We start from the raw sequence: 17,701 nt of genomic DNA, 5'->3' as shown, positions 1-17,701 counted from the left end.
GAAACGTACAATTGAAAAATTTTAGATACTTAAATTTTCCAAAAGGAAACTTGGCAAGATTTTGGGATGTGGTTGGTTGACGTTCCCCAACATTCCCCGCACCCTTAACCTGATTTTAGGAATTCAATTTTAGGCTGTTCATGGAAAAGCGATATCAGGTTTTCATTTCGTCCACGTTTCAGGATTTGCAAAATGCACGGCAAGAAGTTTCACAGGCGCTACTGCGAGCAGATTGTTTTCCGGCAGGGATGGAATTGTTTCCGGCAGCAGATGAGGAGCAGTTTGAATTCATCAAGACGATCATTGATCAGTCAGATTATTACATCCTTATTTCGGCGGGGCGCTATGGGTCGATCCATCCTGAAACCGGGTTAAGCTATACCGAGATGGAATATGATTATGCGGTGGAAATTGGGAAGCCGATCATTCGGTTGCTGCATAAGGATCCGTTCAATGAGCTGAAAGGGGAGTTTATTGAGAAGACAGATGCAGGGAGAACTGCTTTAGATAAATTCAGAGCAAAGCTCAGCGACCGAAGAATGGTTAAGTTCTGGCAGAACGAGCTGGAACTCGGTAATGCCGTCGATCATGGGCTTCGGAATTTGATAAAAACCAGACCAACTGTAGGATGGGTGCAAGCCAATCGAGCGGACAGTGAAATCGAACTCGAAAATTACAAGTTAAAAGAATTACTTTCATCTACCAACGGCGCTCAGAACGACAGCTCGACATCAAGGACATTACTTCAAGCTGGCCTTACAATGACATCAAAGGTTTTTGACAAGTTAGAAGCAACAGATACCGACTTAGACTTGGTCAAACTTACAAACGAGCTCTCTATTTTCTTCGTCGACTACGACTATTTAAATACTTCAATGATCACTGAATTGGCCGATAAGACCAACTTCAGGGACACTGATTTGGCCGCAGTTCTGTATGCTATGCATATGGATGGTCTATTAAATGCTGACGACGAGGGCGACTATGTTAACGGCCCTGCATTGAATAAATTCGTTCGAAGTTTACCTATGCTTGAAGTTCTATCACGCTAATACTCCACACCCTTTTGAGCCTTAATACCATCGCGGAACGGATGTTTCACCAGCGTCATTTCTGTGACCAAATCGGCGGCTTCGATCAGCTCGGGTTTGGCATTTCGGCCAGTCAGACACACGTGGGTCATGGCGGGTTTTTCTTCCAATAGGAACTCCACCACATCGTCGATATTTAGGTAATCATTGCGCAGGGCGATGTTGATTTCGTCGAGCAGCACAAAGCGGTTTGCCTCGTCGCGGATCAGTTCTTTGGCTTTTTCCCAGCCTGCTTCGGCTTTGGCGATGTCGCGTTCGCGGTCTTGGGTTTCCCAGGTGAAGCCTTCGCCAGAGACGAAGAATTTGCATTCCTCTGGGAAGTGCGTTTCTAGAAAATCACGTTCGCCAGTGGCCATCGCCCCTTTGATGAATTGGACCACAGCGCAGGGCATGCCGTGTGAGATAGAGCGCATGATCATGCCGAATCCAGAAGAGCTTTTGCCTTTGCCCGGACCGGTGTGGACCATGATCAGACCTTTTTCTTCGGTCTTGGTGGCCATCAGGCGATCACGCGCAGCTTTGATTTTCTTCATTTTCTCAGCGTGGCGGGCGTTTTGATCGGTGTTATCGCTCACAGTGTGTTCCTCTGTTCTTGACTCACTACGCCCTATCGCGCATTCCCAACGAGTTGGTTCCTGTTGGTAATACAGGTGAAAAGGGAATGCGACAGGATTTGATGAAAATCCTAAGCGCAGCCGCCCCCGCGACCGTGACCGGAGAGGTCATCCGATACGCCACTGGCCCATGTGCCGGGAAGGTAGGGTGACCGACAGAACGCCGTTCTGACATCCGCAAGCCGGGAGACCTGCCAGCGTAGATGACATGAAACCGGACGGGGTGTTCCGGTGTCGGGAAAACGTATTGAACGTCCCCGCCCTATCGCCCTTGTCCTCCTACGATTTGGAGAGACAATTTGCCTGAAGATTTTTCGCCAGACTTGGCCCCTGTTGAGCTGTTGGTTTGTGCGACCTGCCGCGCGGGACAGCCCACCGATGTTGAGGGGCCGCGCCCAGGTGCGCAATTGGCCGCCGCGTTGTTAGAGCGCGATTGGCCCGCGCATGTGACCGTGAAATCGGTTGAGTGCCTGAGCAATTGCGACAGTGGTTGTTCTGTGGCGGTGCGTGGTGGTGGCGCACGTTGGACCTATGTCTATGGCAATTTCACCGGCGCGGATGACGCCGAACTTGTGCATGACGGTATCGTCAAATATGCGACCACGTCAGATGGGCTTGTGCCTTGGCGTGAGCGCTCCACCCATTTCCGTAAAAACTGTATCGCGCGCATTCCGCCGCTGGAGATCCCCGAATGAGTACTCTTGAAAAACTTCCCGTCACTGTGATTACCGGCTTTCTGGGGGCTGGGAAAACGACATTGGTGCGCAATCTGATGCAGAACCCGCAAGGCAAGCGTTTGGCCGTTGTGGTGAATGAATTTGGTGATGTGGGTGTGGATGGCGAGATTTTGAAATCTTGCGCGATCCCGGATTGCCCAGCTGAGAATATTATGGAGCTGTCAAACGGCTGCATTTGCTGCACGGTTGCGGATGATTTCATTCCGACAATCGAGGCGTTGATGGCTTTGGAGCCGCGCCCGGAGCATATCATCATTGAGACCTCTGGTTTGGCGTTGCCGAAACCCTTGCTGAAGGCGTTTGATTGGCCGGATATTCGCAGCAAGATCACTGTGGATGGCGTGATTGCTTTGGCGGATGCCGAGGCTGTGGCGGCTGGACGGTTTGCGACGGATGTGGCGCGGGTGGATGCCCAGCGCGAGGCGGATGACAGCATTGACCACGAAACGCCTTTGTCTGAGGTGTTTGAGGATCAGATTTCTTGTGCCGACATTATTTTGCTGACCAAACCCGATTTGGCTGGGCCAGAAGGTGTTACAAAGGCGAAAGAGGTGATTGCGGCGGAATCTCCACGTCCGATCCCTGTGGTCGAAGTGGCTGAAGGTGTTGTGGACCCGCGCGTTATTCTGGGTCTGAATGCTGCGGCTGAGGATGACATGGATGCGCGTCCTAGCCATCACGATGGGCACCACGATCACGAGCATGACGATTTTGAAAGCGTTGTGATTGATCTGCCGGAACAGGTGGATGCGGTCTCTTTCGCTGAACGGATTGAGCGTTTGGCGAAAGAGCAGAACATTCTACGGGTCAAAGGTTATGCGGCCGTTGAAGGCAAACCAATGCGTTTGCTGGTTCAGGCGGTTGGCGCGCGGGTGCGGCATCAGTTTGATCGTCCTTGGACAGCCGAAGAAGGCCGCAAGGGGCGTGTCGTTGTGATTGCAGAACACGACGATATTAACGCAGATGCGATCCGTAAGGTCTTGGTAGATTAAGCCATGCATGTCGTCTTTCGTGAAAGCCACGGGTTAGAGGAATCTGATACCCCAATGGACCTGGGTCAAAGCCCGGCGGATTTGGTGGTATTGTCGTTTTCCGACAGTGACCTTGGGGCTTTTGCGGCGGGATGGCATCGGGCGGATGGGGATCTGCCCTCTTTGCGGCTGGCGAACCTGGCCGCTTTGAAACACCCGCTTTCGGTGGATACCTATGTGGAGCAAACGCTAGAGGGCGCAAAGGCGATCCTTGTGCGGTTGATCGGCGGTATTCCCTATTGGTCTTATGGCATTCAACAGTTGCAGGATTTGGCGCGCCGCAAGGGCGTGGCTTTGGCTGTGCTGCCTGCGGATGGGCGACCAGACACGCGGTTGGATGAGGTTTCGACTCTGCCGAAATCAACCTTGGCTCGGTTGGCCCATTTGTGTGACACGGGCGGCGCTGTAGCAGCGCAGGCGGCATTGGCGCAGTTGGCTTTGGCGGCTGGGCTGTATGCGAAGCCTGTTGTGGGCAATAAAGCGTTGCCGATGTTTGGTGCGTGGTCGTTAGCCGATGGAATTTGCGCAGCAGAGCGGCAAGGCGATAAGCCATTGGTCGTGCTGACGTTTTACCGATCCTATCTAAGCTCTGCGGATTTAGCACCGATAGAGGCGATGGCCGCGCAGTTTGAAAGCCGAGGCTATCAAGTGTTGGGCATGTTTGCCCCGACCTTAAAACAGCCCGAGGCGGCAGCGTGGATTGCACAGACATTACGCGAGTTGCAGCCCAGCGCGGTTGTGAATGCTACGGCGTTTTCTGGCAAAGGTGCGGATGGTGTTTCGCCATTGGATGCGACGGATGCGCCTGTGTTTCAGGTGGCTTTGGCGACCTCGCGCCGGAAGGCGTGGGAAGAGGCAGAGCGTGGCTTGGCCCCTGCTGATTTGGCGATGCATGTTGTGTTGCCAGAGGTGGATGGTCGACTGTTCGCGGGTGTGACCAGTTTTAAGGAACCCGGCAAGAAAGACGCCCAGCTTGAATATTCTCGGTTTGGGCATCGTGCGGTTGCGGACCGTGTTGCGGCAGTGGTCGATAAGGTTTCCAAATGGGTTGATCTGGCTGCGGTGCCTGCGGCTGAAAAGCGCGTGGCCTGTGTGCTGTCGACTTATCCGGGGGCCGATTGGAATATGGCCCATGCGGTTGGGCTGGATGCTTTGGCGAGTGCCGAGGCAATATTGGATGACCTGCGCAGCGATGGGTTTGCCGTAGATGGTGGCGCGCCTTTGGCCGAGGTTTTGGGCAATGCGCGTGTGCGTTGGTCTGTTGCGGACTATCAGACGGCATTGGCATCCCTGCCCCAAGCGTTGCGCGATGATTTGGCGACGGTATGGGGTGATCCTTTGCAGGATGGCTTGGTCGTTGATGGGGCGTTTGAGTTTTCTGCGATTGAACGTGGCAATGTTGTGGTTGCCTTGCAGCCTGAACGTGGGTCAGAAGACGTGCGCGAGGACGAATACCACGACCTCGCCCGCACGCCGCGCCATTCTTATGTGGCATTTTATCTATGGATACGACAGCAGTTTGGCGCACATGCTTTGGTGCATGTGGGTGCACATGGCACGCTGGAATGGTTGCCCGGGAAATCAGTCGCTTTGTCTGGCGAATGTTGGCCCGAGGTTTTGACCGGGCATTTGCCGGTGATCTATCCGTTTATCGTGAATGATCCCGGCGAGGCCGCACAGGCAAAGCGCCGTGTTGGCGCGGTGACTTTGGGGCATGTGCCGCCGCCGCTGAAGGAAAGCGAAGCGCCACAGAAGTTTGCGTATTTGGAAAACCTGCTGGATGAGTTTTCTAATGCGGATGGGCTTGATCCGAAACGTCGGGATCGCCTGCAGGATGGTATTCGATCCGAGGCCGAGGCGCTGGGATTGTCAGAACAATTGGGCATGGATGCTGCGACGTCTTTGGCCGAGGCGATCACGCGGATTGATACTTTTGTCTGTGACATCAAAGAAAGCCAGTTTGGCGACGGGCTGCATGTCTATGGGCGTGCGCCTGTTGGGCAAGAGGCCTTTGACGCGGCACCTTCGGCTGTGTCTGAACGCAAAGGATTGCTGCGGGCCTTGGCTGGGCAACGGATTGAGGCTGGGCCATCCGGCTCGCCCTATCGCGGGCGGACGGATGTTTTGCCGACGGGGCGGAACCTGTTCACCACGGACCCACGGTCTGTTCCCACACGATCGGCCTATGCGCAGGGTGTGAAACTGGCCGAGGAATTGGTGCGGCGGCATTTGCAGGACGAAGGCGATTACCCCAAGGGCTTGATCGTTGATCTATGGGGATCAGCCACGATGCGGACGGCTGGCGAGGAATTCGCCATGGCGCTGCATTTGTTGGGTGCGAAACCGGTGTGGGACGAAGGGTCAGAGCGCGTATCGGGGGTGGAAATCCTACCGATTGCGATGCTGGATCGGCCTCGGATTGATGTGACATTGCGGGTGTCTGGTCTGTTCCGCGATGTATTCCCGTCGCTGTCGGCCCTGTTTTCACAGGCTGTGCGGGCTTTAGCAGATCGCGATGAGGCGATTGATTGGAACCCGTTTGTTGGTGCTGTTGCGGCACCGCGCGTCTATGGCCCAGCGCCGGGCAGTTATGGCGTGGGTATGGGGCATTTGACCGATTACGGCGATGAAGGTCGTGCGCGGGCTGGTGAGGCGTGGTTGTCGGCATCATCTTGGGCATTGGACAAGGATCAGCCTTGGCAGGATGGCGATGGTATTCGTGATCGGGTGAAAGCAGCCGATAGCTTTGTGCATTTGCAGGACATGCCAGAGACGGACATTTTGTTGGCGCAGGATTACGCCGCGCATGAGGCTGGGTTTGCGGCGGCGCAGGGCGTGACCGGTGGTCAGGCGGCGCTGTATCATCTGGATAGCACGAACCCAGAGCGCCCACGGGCGCGGGCATTGGACGAAGAAGTTGCGCGAGTGGTGCATGCGCGGGCGACCAATGCAGATTGGCTGGCTGGCATGATGCGGCATGGGTTCCGTGGCGGGGCCGAGATTGCGGCCACTTTGGAACATATGGCTGCCTTTGCGCATTTGGCGGATGCGGTGCATCCGGCGTTGTTTGATGCCTATCACGAGGCGACTTTGGGCGATGATGCTGTGGTTGCGTTCTTGCAGGAAGCGAACCCGCAGGCTTTGGCCGCGATGCGAGATCGGTTTGCGGAATTGCATGCGGCTGGCCTGTGGCAAACGCGACGCAATTCAATCATGGCAGAGCTGGAGACGCTGACGTGACGCGCCCTGCTGCCAAAGGATGGTGCCCCGGGGCCTATCAACCGATGATGTCGGGCGATGGGCTGGTTGTGCGGGTGCGGCCAGTGATGGCACGGTTTTCGCGGGATCAGGCGCTTGGGCTGTGTGATTTGGCGATGCGGTTTGGATCAGGGTTGATGGACCTAACGAGCCGCGCGAATGTGCAAATTCGCAGGGTATCCGAGGGCGATCACGAGGCGCTGTTAGAGGCGTTGAATGGGTTGGGTTTGCTGCCCGATGATCCTGATTTGGAAGCACGTCGGAACGTTTTGGTCGCGTCGGATTGGGTTGCGGGGGATGACACGGATGTGTTGGCCCGACAGCTTTTGGCGCAGTTGGGTGAATTGCCTGATTTGCCTGCAAAGTTTGGTTTTGCAGTGGATTGCGGGGCGGCTCCAGTATTGGGCGGCTGCTCTGCTGATATACGGATCGAACGCGCTGCGGATGGGTTAATTGTGCGCGCCGATGGAGCGGCTTTGGGTCGTGCGGTATCTGTTGATACAGCTGTGGATCAGGCGATTGCTTTGGCGCGGTGGTTTGCTGATAGCAAAGATGCAGCGACGAAGCGGATGAAACGGCATATTGCCGAAACGCCTTTGCCAGCAGAATGGGGGCAACACGCCGCCCTGCCCGCACGTGAGCCATTGACTGCCGGAGCTCATACGTTGGGCGCTGTTTACGGTGCCGCCTTTGGGCAGATCGAGGCAGCACAGCTGGCTGATCTGATCAAAAACAGCGGGTGCGATGCGCTGCGGGTGACGCCTTGGCGACTATTCCTGACCGAAGACGCAGCGCCTGTGAACAAAACCGCATTCGTCACGCGGGCTGATGATCCGTTGTTGAACATTGATGCCTGTCCGGGTGCGCCTTTGTGTGGCAGCGCGTCGGTTGAAACACGCGCGCTTGCGGCATCGCTTGCCGGAAGAACGCCATTGTCCATTCATCTGAGTGGTTGTTCCAAAGGATGCGCCAGACCGCGCGCTGCAGAGATTACCCTTGTGGGCCGTGACGGGGTATTTGACCTTGTTCGTAACGGCACCCCGTGGGAAGAGCCCGTTGAAATGGGGTTAACCCCAAAAGAAATTACCGACCGTATCGGAGAGTTTTGATGCCATATACCTACGAAAAGAATGGCCAAGCCATCTATGATGAGAGCTTTGCCACCATTCGGCGCGAAGCTGATCTGGCGCGGTTTGACAAAGACGAAGAACAAGTCGCCGTGCGCATGATCCATGCGGCAGGCATGATTGGGCTTGAGAAGCACGTTAAGTTCTCGCCCGGCATGGTGGCTGCTGCGCGGACGGCGATGGAAAACGGTGCGCCGATTTTCTGTGATGCACGCATGGTGTCCGAAGGTGTGACGCGCCCGCGTCTGCCTGCGGATAACGAGGTGATCTGCACCCTGCACGCGGATGGTATTTACGAGCTGGCCAAAGAGATGGGCAACACCCGTTCTGCTGCGGCGCTCGAACATTGGCGCGACCGTTTGGGTGGCGCGATTGTTGCGATTGGCAATGCGCCAACGGCCTTGTTTCATCTGCTGAATATGCTTGAAGACCCAGATTGCCCGCGCCCAGCAGCCATCATTGGCTGCCCTGTTGGGTTTATCGGTGCGCGCGAAAGCAAAGATGCGCTTTGGGCGGATCAGCCGGTGCCTTGTATGATTGTTGAGGGGCGCCTTGGTGGCTCTGCTATGACTGTGGCGGCGATCAACGCCATCGCCAGCCGGAAGGAATAACCATGACTGGTACGATTTATGGCGTGGGCCTTGGCCCGGGCGATCAGGATTTGATGAGCGTGAAATCGGATCGTTTGATCCGTAACGCCAAACACGTCGCGTTTTTCCGCAAGGCAGGTCGCAAGGGCCAAGCGCGGCAGATCGTGAATGGGATGTTGCCCGAGGGCGTTATTGAATTCCCGATGGAATATCCGGTGACCACGGAAATTCCGCTGGATGACCCGCGTTACAATGAAATTCTATCGGCCTTTTATGCAGAGGTGACGGATCATCTGATCTCGCTCGCGCAATCGGGCGAAGATGTGGTTGTGCTGTGTGAGGGTGATCCGTTTTTCTACGGCTCATTCATGCATATCTACACCCGTGTGAAAGACCACGTGCCGACGGTTGTTGTGCCTGCGATCACTGGGATGTCTGGGGCTTGGACCGCGACTGGCGCGCCGATCACTTGGGGTGATGACGTGCTGACGGTTGTCATGGGCACGCATTCCGAAGAGATGTTGACCAAACATATCCGCGACACGGACGCCTTGGTGATCATGAAGATCGGAACCAATTTCGATAAGGTCGTACGGGCGCTGAAAGCTGGCGGCAAATATGATGCCGCGCATTTGGTGCAATTTGCGACGATGGAAAAGCAAACGGTCTGCAAGCTGTCTGAGATGACGGAAAAGGTCACGCCGTATTTCTCTATCATCGTGGTGCATGGTCAGGGGCGGCGTCCATGACGGCCGCTGGATCAGGATGGGTGACGATTGTTGGCATTGGTCCCGGTGATGAGGCGTTGATCACGCCCGAGGTGACCGCCGCGATTGGAGAAGCAACTGATATTGTTGGCTATATCCCCTATGTGGAACGGGTTGGTGCGCGTGAGGGTTTGACCCTGCACCCATCAGACAACCGGGTTGAGATTGACCGTTCCCAGCATGCCTTGCAGATGGCAAGCGAGGGCAAGCGGGTGATCGTTGTATCCTCTGGCGATCCGGGTGTGTTTGCGATGGCTGCGGCTGTTTTAGAAGCGGTTGAACATGGCGAGGCGGCATGGCGCGATCTGGATATTCGGGTTTTACCGGGGATTACAGCGATGCTTGCGGCCTCTGCGGCTTGTGGTGCGCCACTGGGGCATGATTTCTGTGCGATCAACCTGTCGGATAATATGAAACCTTGGGACTTGATCGAAAAGCGGTTGCGACTGGCGGCTGAGGCGGATTTCGCGATGGCGTTTTATAACCCGCGGTCGAAATCGCGGCCCGAGGGATTTGGCAAAGCGGTAAAGGCCTTGCAAGAGGCCTGTGGCGATGATCGCCCGATGATTTTCGCGCGGAATGTGTCGCGCCCGGATCAGACGATCAAGATCGTGCCGTTAACCGAAGTTACGGAAGATATGGCTGATATGCGGACGGTTGTTTTGCTGGGGTCTTCGACCACACGCATCATCGAACGCGACGGTGCGCCGTTGATTTATACGCCACGATCGGTGGCTGGGTGAGCGTTGAGCCACGTCATAACCGCATCCGGCGTGGCGCATTCGGTGCGTTGCGGCAGGTTTGGGCGGTCGATCATCAAGATCGGCAGGCCAAGCGCGCGGGCGGCGTGGATTTTGGCCTCGGCCCCTCGCCCACCCGCGTTTTTGCATACGATCCGATCAATGGCATGGGTTTTAAACAGCGCGATGTCGTCGGCGGTTTTGAACGGGCCACGCGCAACGGTCACGGTGTGATGCGGCAAGCCCGGCGTTTCGATGGGCGCATCGACCAAACGCAAAACGTAATGATGTTGTGGTTGGGCAGCAAAAGCCTCGAGGTGCATGCGGCCAAGGGCCAGCATGATACGTTCGGCCGGTGTGTTCAACGCAGCAACAGCGGCGTCTATGTCGGGCACGTGTTGCCAGTTATCCCCCGGTTCAGCTTGCCACGCGGGACGCGTCAAGGCGGTCAGTGGCGTGCCGGTTTCGGTGCAGGCATGAAAGGCGTTCCAGCTCATCTGTGCGGCAAAAGGGTGTGTGGCATCAATGACATGGCTGATGTTATGGTCGCGGATGTAACGCGCAAGGCCCTCTGCCCCGCCAAAGCCCCCATTTCGCGTGGGCACCGGTTGTTGGCGCGGATTGGCGACGCGACCTGCGTAGCTAAACGTGGCACGGATGCCTTGATCAGCCACGGTCTGCGCAAGGGCGCTGGCCTCGGTTGTGCCGCCAAGAATAAGGAGATGCTGCGCCATGTCTGAGCTACCGTGGTTAACCATTGTTGGATTGGGCGAAGATGGCCCGGATGGGCTATCGCCTGCAAGCCTAGAAGCATTGCAAGGTGCAGAAATCATCATGGGCGCAGCGCGGCATTTGGAATTGTTGCCCGATATGGATGCGGAGCTGGTGACATGGCCCGTGCCTTTTGCTGATGGGTTGCCGGTTTTGATGTCTTACCGTGGGCGGCGCGTTGTGGCGTTGGCTTCTGGGGATCCGTTTTGGCATGGGGCTGGGTCGGTTCTGGTGCGTGATTTGGATGTTGGCGAATGGCGAGCCTTTCCTGCGGTTGGCACGATGTCACTGGCTGCGGCAAAGCTGGGCTGGGCCTTGGAAAAGACGCCATGCTTTGGGTTGCACGCAGCACCCTTTGCGCGATTGCGGTCTGTTTTGGCGCCAGGTGCGCGGATTTTGGCAACGGTGCGCGATGGTGCGGCGGTTGGAGAATTGGCGGCGTGGCTGGATGGCGCTGGCTTTGGTGGATCAAACTTGCATGTGCTTGAGGCACTGGGTGGGCCGCGTGAGCGGGTTCGGTCCTGTGGTTTGGGCGATGTGCCGAGTGACATTCAGCACCCGGTTTGCGTTGGCCTTGAAATTGCGGGCGATGGGGCTGTGTTGCCTTTGGCCAGCGGGCGGCCTGATGCGTTTTTTGACAATGATGGGCAGATCACCAAGCGGCCTGTGCGCGCGCTGACGCTTTCGGCTTTGGCCCCAAAGGCGGGTGAATTGCTGTGGGATATTGGCGGCGGGTCTGGGTCGATTGGCTTGGAATGGCTACTGGCGCATCCAACGATGCAGGCCGCGGCGATTGAAATCAACGCAGAACGCGCCGCGCGAATTGCACAGAATGCGGCGTCTTTGGGTGTGGATTTACAGGTTGTGACCGGTGCAGCGCCTGATGCACTTGATGGATTGCCCCTGCCCGATGCGGTTTTCATCGGTGGTGGGATCAGCCAAGAGATGTTGGATTGGATCTGGCGTAAATTACCTATTGGCACGCGACTGATTGCCAATGGCGTTACGCTGGAAGCCGAGATATTGCTTGCGCAGTGGCATGCCCAAAAGGGCGGAGATTTGCTGCGAGTTGAACTAAGCGAAAGCAAGCCCTTAGGGCGAAAACGGGGCTGGAAAGCCAGCTACCCAATTGTGCAATGGAGCGTCACACTATGATTATCGCCGGATTTGGATTTCGCGAAGAAGCCACCGTTGCAAGCCTAATGGATGCCTACATTCGCTTGGGCGGCGATGCGGATGCGATTGCCGTACTAGACGACAAAGCCGGTGCGCTTTGCTTTAAACAACTGGCCGGAAAGCTGGGATTGCCGGTGCATGTGGTGTCTTTAGAAGACATGCAAGCCGTTGAAACGGCAACGCAATCTGAGAAGGTTCAGGAAAAACGCGGCACAGGTAGCGTGGCCGAGGCCTGTGCTTTGGCGGCGGCGGGTGCCAGTGGGCGCTTGATGGCCAAGCGGCATATTTCTGAGGATCGGATGGCCACCTGCGCGCTTGCAAGGAATGACGGATGACAGTTCACTTTATCGGTGCAGGCCCGGGCGCGGCTGATTTGATTACCCTAAGGGGACGCGATCTGATCGCGGCCTGCCCTGTGTGTTTATACGCGGGGTCTTTGGTGCCAGAGGCGATTTTAGGGCACTGCCCTGAAGGTGCGCGAGTGGTGAACACGGCGGCGTTGGATTTGGACGCAATTATTACCGAATGCATGACCGCCCATGAAGCGGGACAGGACGTGGCACGGCTGCATTCCGGCGACTTGTCGGTTTGGTCCGCGATGGGCGAGCAAATTCGCCGGTTAAAGGCCGAAGGTATCCCCGTGTCTGTGACACCGGGTGTTCCAAGCTTTGCGGCAGCAGCCGCAGCTTTGGGGACGGAATTAACCCTGCCCGGTTTGGCGCAGTCTGTGGTTTTGACGCGAACACCTGGGCGCGCATCGACGATGCCAGAGGGGGAAACGCTCGCGAATTTCGCAGCAACTGGTGCGACCTTGGCGATTCATTTGTCGATTGGGAATGTGGATGCGGTGATAGCCGATCTGACTCCGCATTATGGGGCGGATTGCCCAGTCGCGGTGGTATATCGCGCGAGCTGGCCAGATCAGCAGATTATTCGCACCACATTGGCAACACTGAAAACAGATGTGCCAGAGCACGTGACACGCACCGCTTTGATCCTTGTTGGGCCAGCCTTGGCAGGTGAAGGGTTTGAGGAAAGCTGTTTATATGCAACCGATTACGATCGCCGCTACCGTCCGCAATCTGCTGATAGCGAATGGTCAAGCTGGCAGCACGGAGACGACTAAAGATGACTGATATGATGCCTCCGGGGCTTTTGATTTCCGCGCCCTCTTCGGGCACTGGCAAGACAACCGTAATGTTGGGATTGCTGCGTGCACTGGCCGAAGATGGGTTGAAGGTTCAGCCGTTTAAATCCGGGCCGGATTATATTGATCCAGCGTTTCACCGTGCGGCTGCGGGGCGGCCCTCGTTCAACGTAGATACTTGGGCGATGCCAAGCAATTTGATTGGCGGTGTGTCCGAACAAGCCAAAGGTGCCGATATTGTTGTGGCCGAAGGGTCTATGGGCCTGTTTGACGGCGTGGCGACACGTGGCGAAAGCGGTTTTGGATCATCGGCAGAGACCGCTTTGAAAATGGGCTGGCCGGTTGTTTTGGTGATCGATGTGGGTGGTCAGGCGCAATCGGCGGCTGCGACGGCGTTGGGCTTTCGCGCCTATAACCCGGACCTGCCGTTTGCGGGCGTTATTTTGAATCGCTGCGCGAGCCCGCGCCATGAACGTTTGGCGAGGCTTGGTATGGATCATGCCGGTGTTAAGGTTCTGGGTGTCTTGCCACGTCGTGGTGATTTGGCTCTGCCTGAACGGCATTTGGGTTTGATCCAAGCCAGCGAGCATCCTGATCTGGAAGCTGCGATTACCGGTTATGCTGCGTTTTTGCGCGAGAATGTAGATTTAGAGGCCATCAAAGCTGCGGCGCGTTCTGGGCCTGCGCATGTGGGTCATTTGCCAAAACCACCCGCACAAAAGATCGCGATGGCGCAGGATGCAGCGTTTAGCTTTACCTATCCGCATTTGGTTGAAGGCTGGCGCGCGGCTGGTGCCGAGATTGCACCGTTTTCGCCCTTGGCGGATGAGGCTCCGGCAGCGGATGCAGATTTAGTTTGGTTGCCGGGTGGATACCCTGAGCTGCACGCAGGTGCTATTTCGTCGGCGCGCAAGTTCCGCGAGGCGGTGTGCAAACACGCAGAGACTAAGCCGGTGCATGGCGAATGCGGGGGTTATATGGCTCTTGGCGAGGCGCTGATCGACAAAGAGGGTAACCGACACGAAATGCTTGGGTTGCTTGGGCTTGTGACATCCTACGAAAAGCGCAAGTTCCACCTTGGCTATCGTCAGGCGACATTGAATGCGCCGATGTTGGGCTTTGACGCGGGCCAGCGCCTGCGTGGCCATGAGTTTCACTATTCTACAATTCTGGAAGAACCTGATGCGCCTTTGGCGCAGGTGGGCGATGCCGACGGTAATCCGGTGCCTGAAACTGGGTCCGTGCGCGGCAACGTCACCGGGACGTTCTTTCACCTGATCGCAGAGGCATCCAAATGAGTGGGTTCGTCAGTTTCGTAAGCTCTGGTCCGGGTGATCCGGAGCTATTGACCGTTAAGGCCGTTGACCGTTTGAGCAAAGCGGATGCGATTTTGTTTGATGATCTGAGCGCGGGGCCGATCCTAGAGCACGCGAAAGCAGATGCGGATTTAGTGGGCGTTGGAAAACGCGCGGGCCGCCCCTCACCCAAGCAGGATCACGTGAGCCAACTGTTGGTCGATTATGCCAAAAGCGGCGCGCATGTGGTGCGCTTGAAATCCGGCGATAGCGGGATTTTCGGGCGGCTCGAAGAAGAACTGACCGCATTGCGTGACGCAGGTATTGGATACGAGATTATCCCTGGAGTAACTTCGGCCTGTGCGGCCGCGGCTGCGGCGGGCATTCCGTTGACGCGGCGCTTGGTGGCGCGCCGTGTGCAGTTTGTGACCGGCCATGATGTGGCGGGCGCCCTGCCCGGTGATTTGAACCTAAAGGCTTTAGCGGACACCGGCGCAACGACCGTATTGTTTATGCCAAAGCGGACATTTCCCGAGTTGGCCGAGAAATTGTTTGCCAGCGGACTGCGCCGTGATTGCCCGGCTCTGCTGGCGGAGAACGTCAGCCACCCGGATCAATCCCTGACTCGGACCACCATGGAAGCCCTTGCAGATCAACTAAAGACCGAAATTTCATCGGCCCCTGGTTTGATCTTGTTCGGGGAGTTGGCAGAGACTGACTAAGAGTTCGCAATTGGTAGGGCTAACGGCGATTTTGTCGTTGCGCCCACGCGATGTGTATCCCTAAATACAGGTGCTTTTGGTGTTTTGATCCTATGTCGGGTCAAAATGAAACGGGAAGACGGTGACGCCTTAATCTTTAAGGCAAGTCCGACGCTGCCCCCGCAACGGTAAGCGACGATGCCTGACATCGACAAGCCACTGCATGAAAATGTGGGAAGGTGATGTCAGGGAAAGCGCAAGCCCGGAGACCGGCCAAAAGGTTGAGCGCGGACCCATTTTGGTCTGTATTTTTATAATGCTGTGCGGGAGTGCGCAGCAACCAAGGAGATATTCCATGCACATCGAACCTGGTGTCGTTGTTGGCGCAAAATTGGCGCTGTCTTATGTAACTGCTGCAGGCGCAGCGACTTATGCAACCAAGCTTATTGCAGACGGCTTTCGTGAAAACGGCGTAATGGCCTTTGCCGCGCGCGCGTTGGTCGCAACCATCGCTACTTTCATTTTCTTTCAAGTCTTTCCTAAATTCCCAGTTGGCGTGTCTGAGGTTCATTTCATCCTCGGTTCAACGCTTTTCTTGATCCTAGGCGCAGGTCCTGCGGCTGTGGGCTTGGCTGCTGGTTTGCTACTGCAAGGTATGCTCTTTGCTCCAGCCGATCTGCCGCAATACTTTATGAATACAACCACACTGCTGGTTCCATTGTATGCTGTTTCCATGTTGGCAAAGCGCATCATCGCGCCAAACACTGCGTATGTTGACCTAAAGTACAGTCAAGCGCTGGCGCTTTCGACAGCCTATCAAGGTGGTGTTGTGGCATGGGTGGCTTTCTGGGCTTTCTACGGCCAAGGCTTTGGTGTTGAAACACTGGCAGCGGTTGCTGCTTTCGGCGCCTCCTACATGCTGGTTATCATCATCGAACCTATCGCTGATCTCGGCGTGTTGGCGATTGCCAAGACATTGGGTAAGCTCGAAGGTTCTGGTTTGGTGACTGAACGTCTTTACAAAACTGCGGCTTAATCGCTGTCAGTCCCTTGAATTAAAGGCGGTCCCTGTGCATACGGGGGCCGCCTTTTCTTTTGCCTGCGCTGGAGGCGCTAGACATGATCAAACTTTCCCTCGTGGGTATTGGCTCTGGCAATCCAGATCATCTGACATTGCAGGCGATCAAAACACTTGAAGCCGCTGATGTGATCCTGTTGCCGCGTAAAGGCGATGAGAAAACAGAATTGGCCGATTTGCGACGCGGCATTGTTGCCGAGGTTTTACAGACCACGCCCAAGGTTGTTGAGTTTGACTACCCCATTCGAGACGCAGATTCGCCGAAGTATCTGGATGGTGTTAATGTTTGGCACGATGCTTTGGCCCAAATCTGGAGCCGCTTGATTGCAGACCATGCAGGGCCTGACGCGCATGTGGCGCTAATGGTCTGGGGCGATCCATCGCTATATGACAGCACGTTGCGGATTGCGGATCGTCTGTTGGCGAATGGACTAGAGGCCGCTGTAGAGGTGGTTCCGGGGATCACGTCGCTACAGATGTTAACTGCGGCCCATGCCATTCCATTGAATGCGCTGGGGGCGCCTGTGATGATCACAACCGGGCGGCAATTACGAGACCACGGTTGGCCTGTGGGCGTTGATACGGTGGCCGTCATGTTGGATGGCTTATGTTCCTTCCAACATGTGATGGATCAAGACACACAGATTTGGTGGGGCGCCTATGTGGGCATGCCACAGCAGATTTTGCGCGCAGGTGCTTTGGCCGATGTTTGTGACGACATCATTGAAACACGCGCCAAGGCGCGTGATCAAAATGGCTGGGTGATGGATATTTACCTACTGAAACGCGGAAGCAAAGCTTTAGCGTAGCGGGATACTGACCCGCGCCTGAACCGTTTCAATACCAGGGTTCTGGCTGTAGATTTCTAGGTTCGAGCGATGATCATAGCTAAGCGAATAACGCCAGCCTGCCTTGTTCTCGTAGCCAACTTCGATACCAGAGCGAAATTCGATGGGGCCGCCAAGATCAAAGCCGCCATTGGGTTCATACAGACCCGTCATAGCGTGAAGCTCTGTGTAGAACGGGCTGCGACCGAAATCGACTTTCCATGTCTGCCCTGCCCCAAGCCAAAGCTCCCCGTTCTCACCAACTGAAAACCCGATCGCATGGCCAAATGGGCCGTTGTGGTGACCAAAGTCGTAGCGAACATAAAGTTCACCAGCCACTGACGCTTGGCGTTCAAGAACTTCCCCACCCGAAATGGCGATACGTGGCGCAACTTCAGACCGCCCCAAGCATCCCTCTGCTGTTCCGCAGTGGTTTGCGTTCATATCCAATAGCCCGCCAATCAAAAGCAGTGCTGCAAATGTACCGTCCGCCATGGGGAATCCCTTTCTAGTCTCAACGTAACATCTAGCTGACTGGGCAATAAAAGCCAGATCGTTTAGTGCAGTGTGTTAAGGATTTTGAATGGAGTGCATAAATGCACTTATTAAACCCGCCGGGCAAACAGCATGCTGTTTGAAATGGCTTCTAATAGGTTTTTTTGAATTAATTTAAAGATCATCGTAGAGAGAATATGATCTTTAGTCGTTTATTAGGTTTGGCGATGCCCTACTCTCCCACACCTTAAGATGC

18 protein-coding genes and 2 riboswitches are annotated in these 17,701 nt (G+C 55.8%); of the genes, 15 read left to right on the top strand and 3 right to left on the bottom strand.

Features of this window, described 5'->3' with window-relative positions; genetic code table 11:
* The first annotated feature begins 140 nt into the window (after window positions 1–140).
* A complete protein-coding gene (locus tag Q4544_RS05325; RefSeq protein ID WP_303504463.1) occupies window positions 141–1,052 on the top strand; it encodes a DUF4062 domain-containing protein in 912 nt (303 codons plus the stop codon).
* On the opposite strand, the gene cobO is transcribed toward Q4544_RS05325, so the two are convergent.
* Window positions 1,049–1,666, bottom strand: a complete 618-nt coding sequence (gene cobO / locus Q4544_RS05320) for a cob(I)yrinic acid a,c-diamide adenosyltransferase (RefSeq protein ID WP_303504462.1) — start codon at window positions 1,664–1,666, stop codon at window positions 1,049–1,051. The two genes, Q4544_RS05325 and cobO, sit on opposite strands and share 4 nt — an antisense overlap.
* Window positions 1,667–1,703: 37 nt before the next feature.
* Window positions 1,704–1,919: riboswitch (cobalamin riboswitch) on the top strand.
* A gap of 85 nt (window positions 1,920–2,004) precedes the next feature.
* On the opposite strand from cobO, the gene Q4544_RS05315 reads away from it, so the two are divergent.
* From Q4544_RS05315 to cobJ, 7 genes are read left to right on the top strand one after another with little or no spacing between them, the layout of a single operon-like run.
* Complete coding sequence (locus Q4544_RS05315; RefSeq protein WP_303504461.1) at window positions 2,005–2,400, top strand: DUF1636 domain-containing protein; 396 nt, start codon at window positions 2,005–2,007, stop codon at window positions 2,398–2,400.
* Entirely contained in the window at window positions 2,397–3,434 is a 1,038-nt protein-coding gene (cobW, locus tag Q4544_RS05310) for a cobalamin biosynthesis protein CobW (RefSeq protein WP_303504460.1), read from the top strand. The genes Q4544_RS05315 and cobW overlap by 4 nt, the downstream gene beginning before the upstream one ends.
* A 3-nt stretch (window positions 3,435–3,437) precedes the next feature.
* Complete coding sequence (cobN, locus tag Q4544_RS05305) at window positions 3,438–6,713, top strand: cobaltochelatase subunit CobN (RefSeq protein ID WP_303504459.1); 3,276 nt, start codon at window positions 3,438–3,440, stop codon at window positions 6,711–6,713.
* Window positions 6,710–7,840 (top strand): cobalamin biosynthesis protein CobG, encoded by a 1,131-nt coding sequence (locus tag Q4544_RS05300; RefSeq protein ID WP_303504458.1) that lies wholly within the window; start codon window positions 6,710–6,712, stop codon window positions 7,838–7,840. The genes cobN and Q4544_RS05300 overlap by 4 nt, the downstream gene beginning before the upstream one ends.
* Window positions 7,840–8,469 (top strand): precorrin-8X methylmutase, encoded by a 630-nt coding sequence (locus tag Q4544_RS05295; RefSeq protein WP_303504457.1) that lies wholly within the window; start codon window positions 7,840–7,842, stop codon window positions 8,467–8,469. Before Q4544_RS05300 ends, Q4544_RS05295 begins: the two co-directional genes overlap by 1 nt.
* A 2-nt stretch (window positions 8,470–8,471) precedes the next feature.
* The gene (gene cobI, locus Q4544_RS05290) at window positions 8,472–9,197 is read left to right on the top strand and encodes a precorrin-2 C(20)-methyltransferase (RefSeq protein WP_303504456.1); all 726 of its coding nucleotides are present in this window, start codon (window positions 8,472–8,474) and stop codon (window positions 9,195–9,197) included.
* On the top strand, window positions 9,194–9,958 hold the full coding sequence (cobJ, locus tag Q4544_RS05285) for a precorrin-3B C(17)-methyltransferase (RefSeq protein WP_303504455.1): 765 nt from the start codon (window positions 9,194–9,196) through the stop codon (window positions 9,956–9,958). Before cobI ends, cobJ begins: the two co-directional genes overlap by 4 nt.
* Here the strand turns inward: cobJ and Q4544_RS05280 are convergent.
* Window positions 9,931–10,689 carry a cobalt-precorrin-6A reductase gene (locus tag Q4544_RS05280; RefSeq protein WP_303504454.1) on the bottom strand — a complete coding sequence of 253 codons (759 nt, stop codon included), beginning with the start codon at window positions 10,687–10,689 and terminating at the stop codon, window positions 9,931–9,933. The genes cobJ and Q4544_RS05280 overlap by 28 nt on opposite strands.
* Between Q4544_RS05280 and cbiE the strand changes: the two genes are divergently transcribed.
* From cbiE to cobF, 7 genes are all read left to right on the top strand, one after another.
* On the top strand, window positions 10,688–11,881 hold the full coding sequence (gene cbiE / locus Q4544_RS05275) for a precorrin-6y C5,15-methyltransferase (decarboxylating) subunit CbiE (RefSeq protein WP_303504453.1): 1,194 nt from the start codon (window positions 10,688–10,690) through the stop codon (window positions 11,879–11,881). The genes Q4544_RS05280 and cbiE overlap by 2 nt on opposite strands.
* Entirely contained in the window at window positions 11,878–12,237 is a 360-nt protein-coding gene (locus tag Q4544_RS05270) for a cobalamin biosynthesis protein (protein WP_303504452.1), read from the top strand. The genes cbiE and Q4544_RS05270 overlap by 4 nt, the downstream gene beginning before the upstream one ends.
* Window positions 12,234–13,028, top strand: a complete 795-nt coding sequence (gene cobM, locus Q4544_RS05265; protein WP_303504451.1) for a precorrin-4 C(11)-methyltransferase — start codon at window positions 12,234–12,236, stop codon at window positions 13,026–13,028. The genes Q4544_RS05270 and cobM overlap by 4 nt, the downstream gene beginning before the upstream one ends.
* Window positions 13,029–13,030: 2 nt before the next feature.
* Window positions 13,031–14,347, top strand: coding sequence for a cobyrinate a,c-diamide synthase (locus tag Q4544_RS05260; protein ID WP_303504450.1), 1,317 nt, complete (start codon window positions 13,031–13,033; stop codon window positions 14,345–14,347).
* A complete protein-coding gene (gene cobA, locus Q4544_RS05255; protein WP_303504449.1) occupies window positions 14,344–15,066 on the top strand; it encodes a uroporphyrinogen-III C-methyltransferase in 723 nt (240 codons plus the stop codon). The genes Q4544_RS05260 and cobA overlap by 4 nt, the downstream gene beginning before the upstream one ends.
* A 60-nt stretch (window positions 15,067–15,126) precedes the next feature.
* Window positions 15,127–15,338: riboswitch (cobalamin riboswitch) on the top strand.
* Between the two features lie 62 nt (window positions 15,339–15,400).
* Window positions 15,401–16,081: an energy-coupling factor ABC transporter permease gene (locus tag Q4544_RS05250; RefSeq protein WP_303504448.1), complete on the top strand. Its 681-nt coding sequence runs from the start codon at window positions 15,401–15,403 to the stop codon at window positions 16,079–16,081.
* Window positions 16,082–16,164: 83 nt separating this feature from the next.
* A complete protein-coding gene (cobF, locus tag Q4544_RS05245) occupies window positions 16,165–16,932 on the top strand; it encodes a precorrin-6A synthase (deacetylating) (protein WP_303504447.1) in 768 nt (255 codons plus the stop codon).
* Here cobF and Q4544_RS05240 read toward each other — a convergent pair.
* Window positions 16,924–17,445 (bottom strand): acyloxyacyl hydrolase, encoded by a 522-nt coding sequence (locus tag Q4544_RS05240; RefSeq protein ID WP_303504446.1) that lies wholly within the window; start codon window positions 17,443–17,445, stop codon window positions 16,924–16,926. The genes cobF and Q4544_RS05240 overlap by 9 nt on opposite strands.
* Window positions 17,446–17,701 lie beyond the last annotated feature (256 nt).

Source organism: Cognatishimia sp. 1_MG-2023 (genome assembly GCF_030548175.1).
In the GTDB taxonomy this organism is placed as follows: domain Bacteria; phylum Pseudomonadota; class Alphaproteobacteria; order Rhodobacterales; family Rhodobacteraceae; genus Cognatishimia.
The sequence above is the reverse complement of the archived record's forward strand: the minus strand, read 5'-3'. Positions and strand labels throughout refer to the sequence as shown.

Bases quoted from the DNA above. Each gene is read 5' to 3' on its own strand.
- cobJ (WP_303504455.1), top strand. From the start codon at position 9,194: ATGACGGCCGCTGGATCAGGATGGGTGACGATTGTTGGCATTGGTCCC.
- Q4544_RS05260 (WP_303504450.1), top strand. From the start codon at position 13,031: ATGACTGATATGATGCCTCCGGGGCTTTTGATTTCCGCGCCCTCTTCG.
- Q4544_RS05280 (WP_303504454.1), bottom strand. From the start codon at position 10,689: ATGGCGCAGCATCTCCTTATTCTTGGCGGCACAACCGAGGCCAGCGCC.
- cbiE (WP_303504453.1), top strand. From the start codon at position 10,688: ATGTCTGAGCTACCGTGGTTAACCATTGTTGGATTGGGCGAAGATGGC.
- cobN (WP_303504459.1), top strand. From the start codon at position 3,438: ATGCATGTCGTCTTTCGTGAAAGCCACGGGTTAGAGGAATCTGATACC.
- Q4544_RS05295 (WP_303504457.1), top strand. From the start codon at position 7,840: ATGCCATATACCTACGAAAAGAATGGCCAAGCCATCTATGATGAGAGC.
- Q4544_RS05270 (WP_303504452.1), top strand. From the start codon at position 11,878: ATGATTATCGCCGGATTTGGATTTCGCGAAGAAGCCACCGTTGCAAGC.
- cobM (WP_303504451.1), top strand. From the start codon at position 12,234: ATGACAGTTCACTTTATCGGTGCAGGCCCGGGCGCGGCTGATTTGATT.
- Q4544_RS05250 (WP_303504448.1), top strand. From the start codon at position 15,401: ATGCACATCGAACCTGGTGTCGTTGTTGGCGCAAAATTGGCGCTGTCT.
- cobI (WP_303504456.1), top strand. From the start codon at position 8,472: ATGACTGGTACGATTTATGGCGTGGGCCTTGGCCCGGGCGATCAGGAT.
- cobA (WP_303504449.1), top strand. From the start codon at position 14,344: ATGAGTGGGTTCGTCAGTTTCGTAAGCTCTGGTCCGGGTGATCCGGAG.
- Q4544_RS05325 (WP_303504463.1), top strand. From the start codon at position 141: ATGGAAAAGCGATATCAGGTTTTCATTTCGTCCACGTTTCAGGATTTG.
- cobW (WP_303504460.1), top strand. From the start codon at position 2,397: ATGAGTACTCTTGAAAAACTTCCCGTCACTGTGATTACCGGCTTTCTG.
- Q4544_RS05240 (WP_303504446.1), bottom strand. From the start codon at position 17,445: ATGGCGGACGGTACATTTGCAGCACTGCTTTTGATTGGCGGGCTATTG.
- cobF (WP_303504447.1), top strand. From the start codon at position 16,165: ATGATCAAACTTTCCCTCGTGGGTATTGGCTCTGGCAATCCAGATCAT.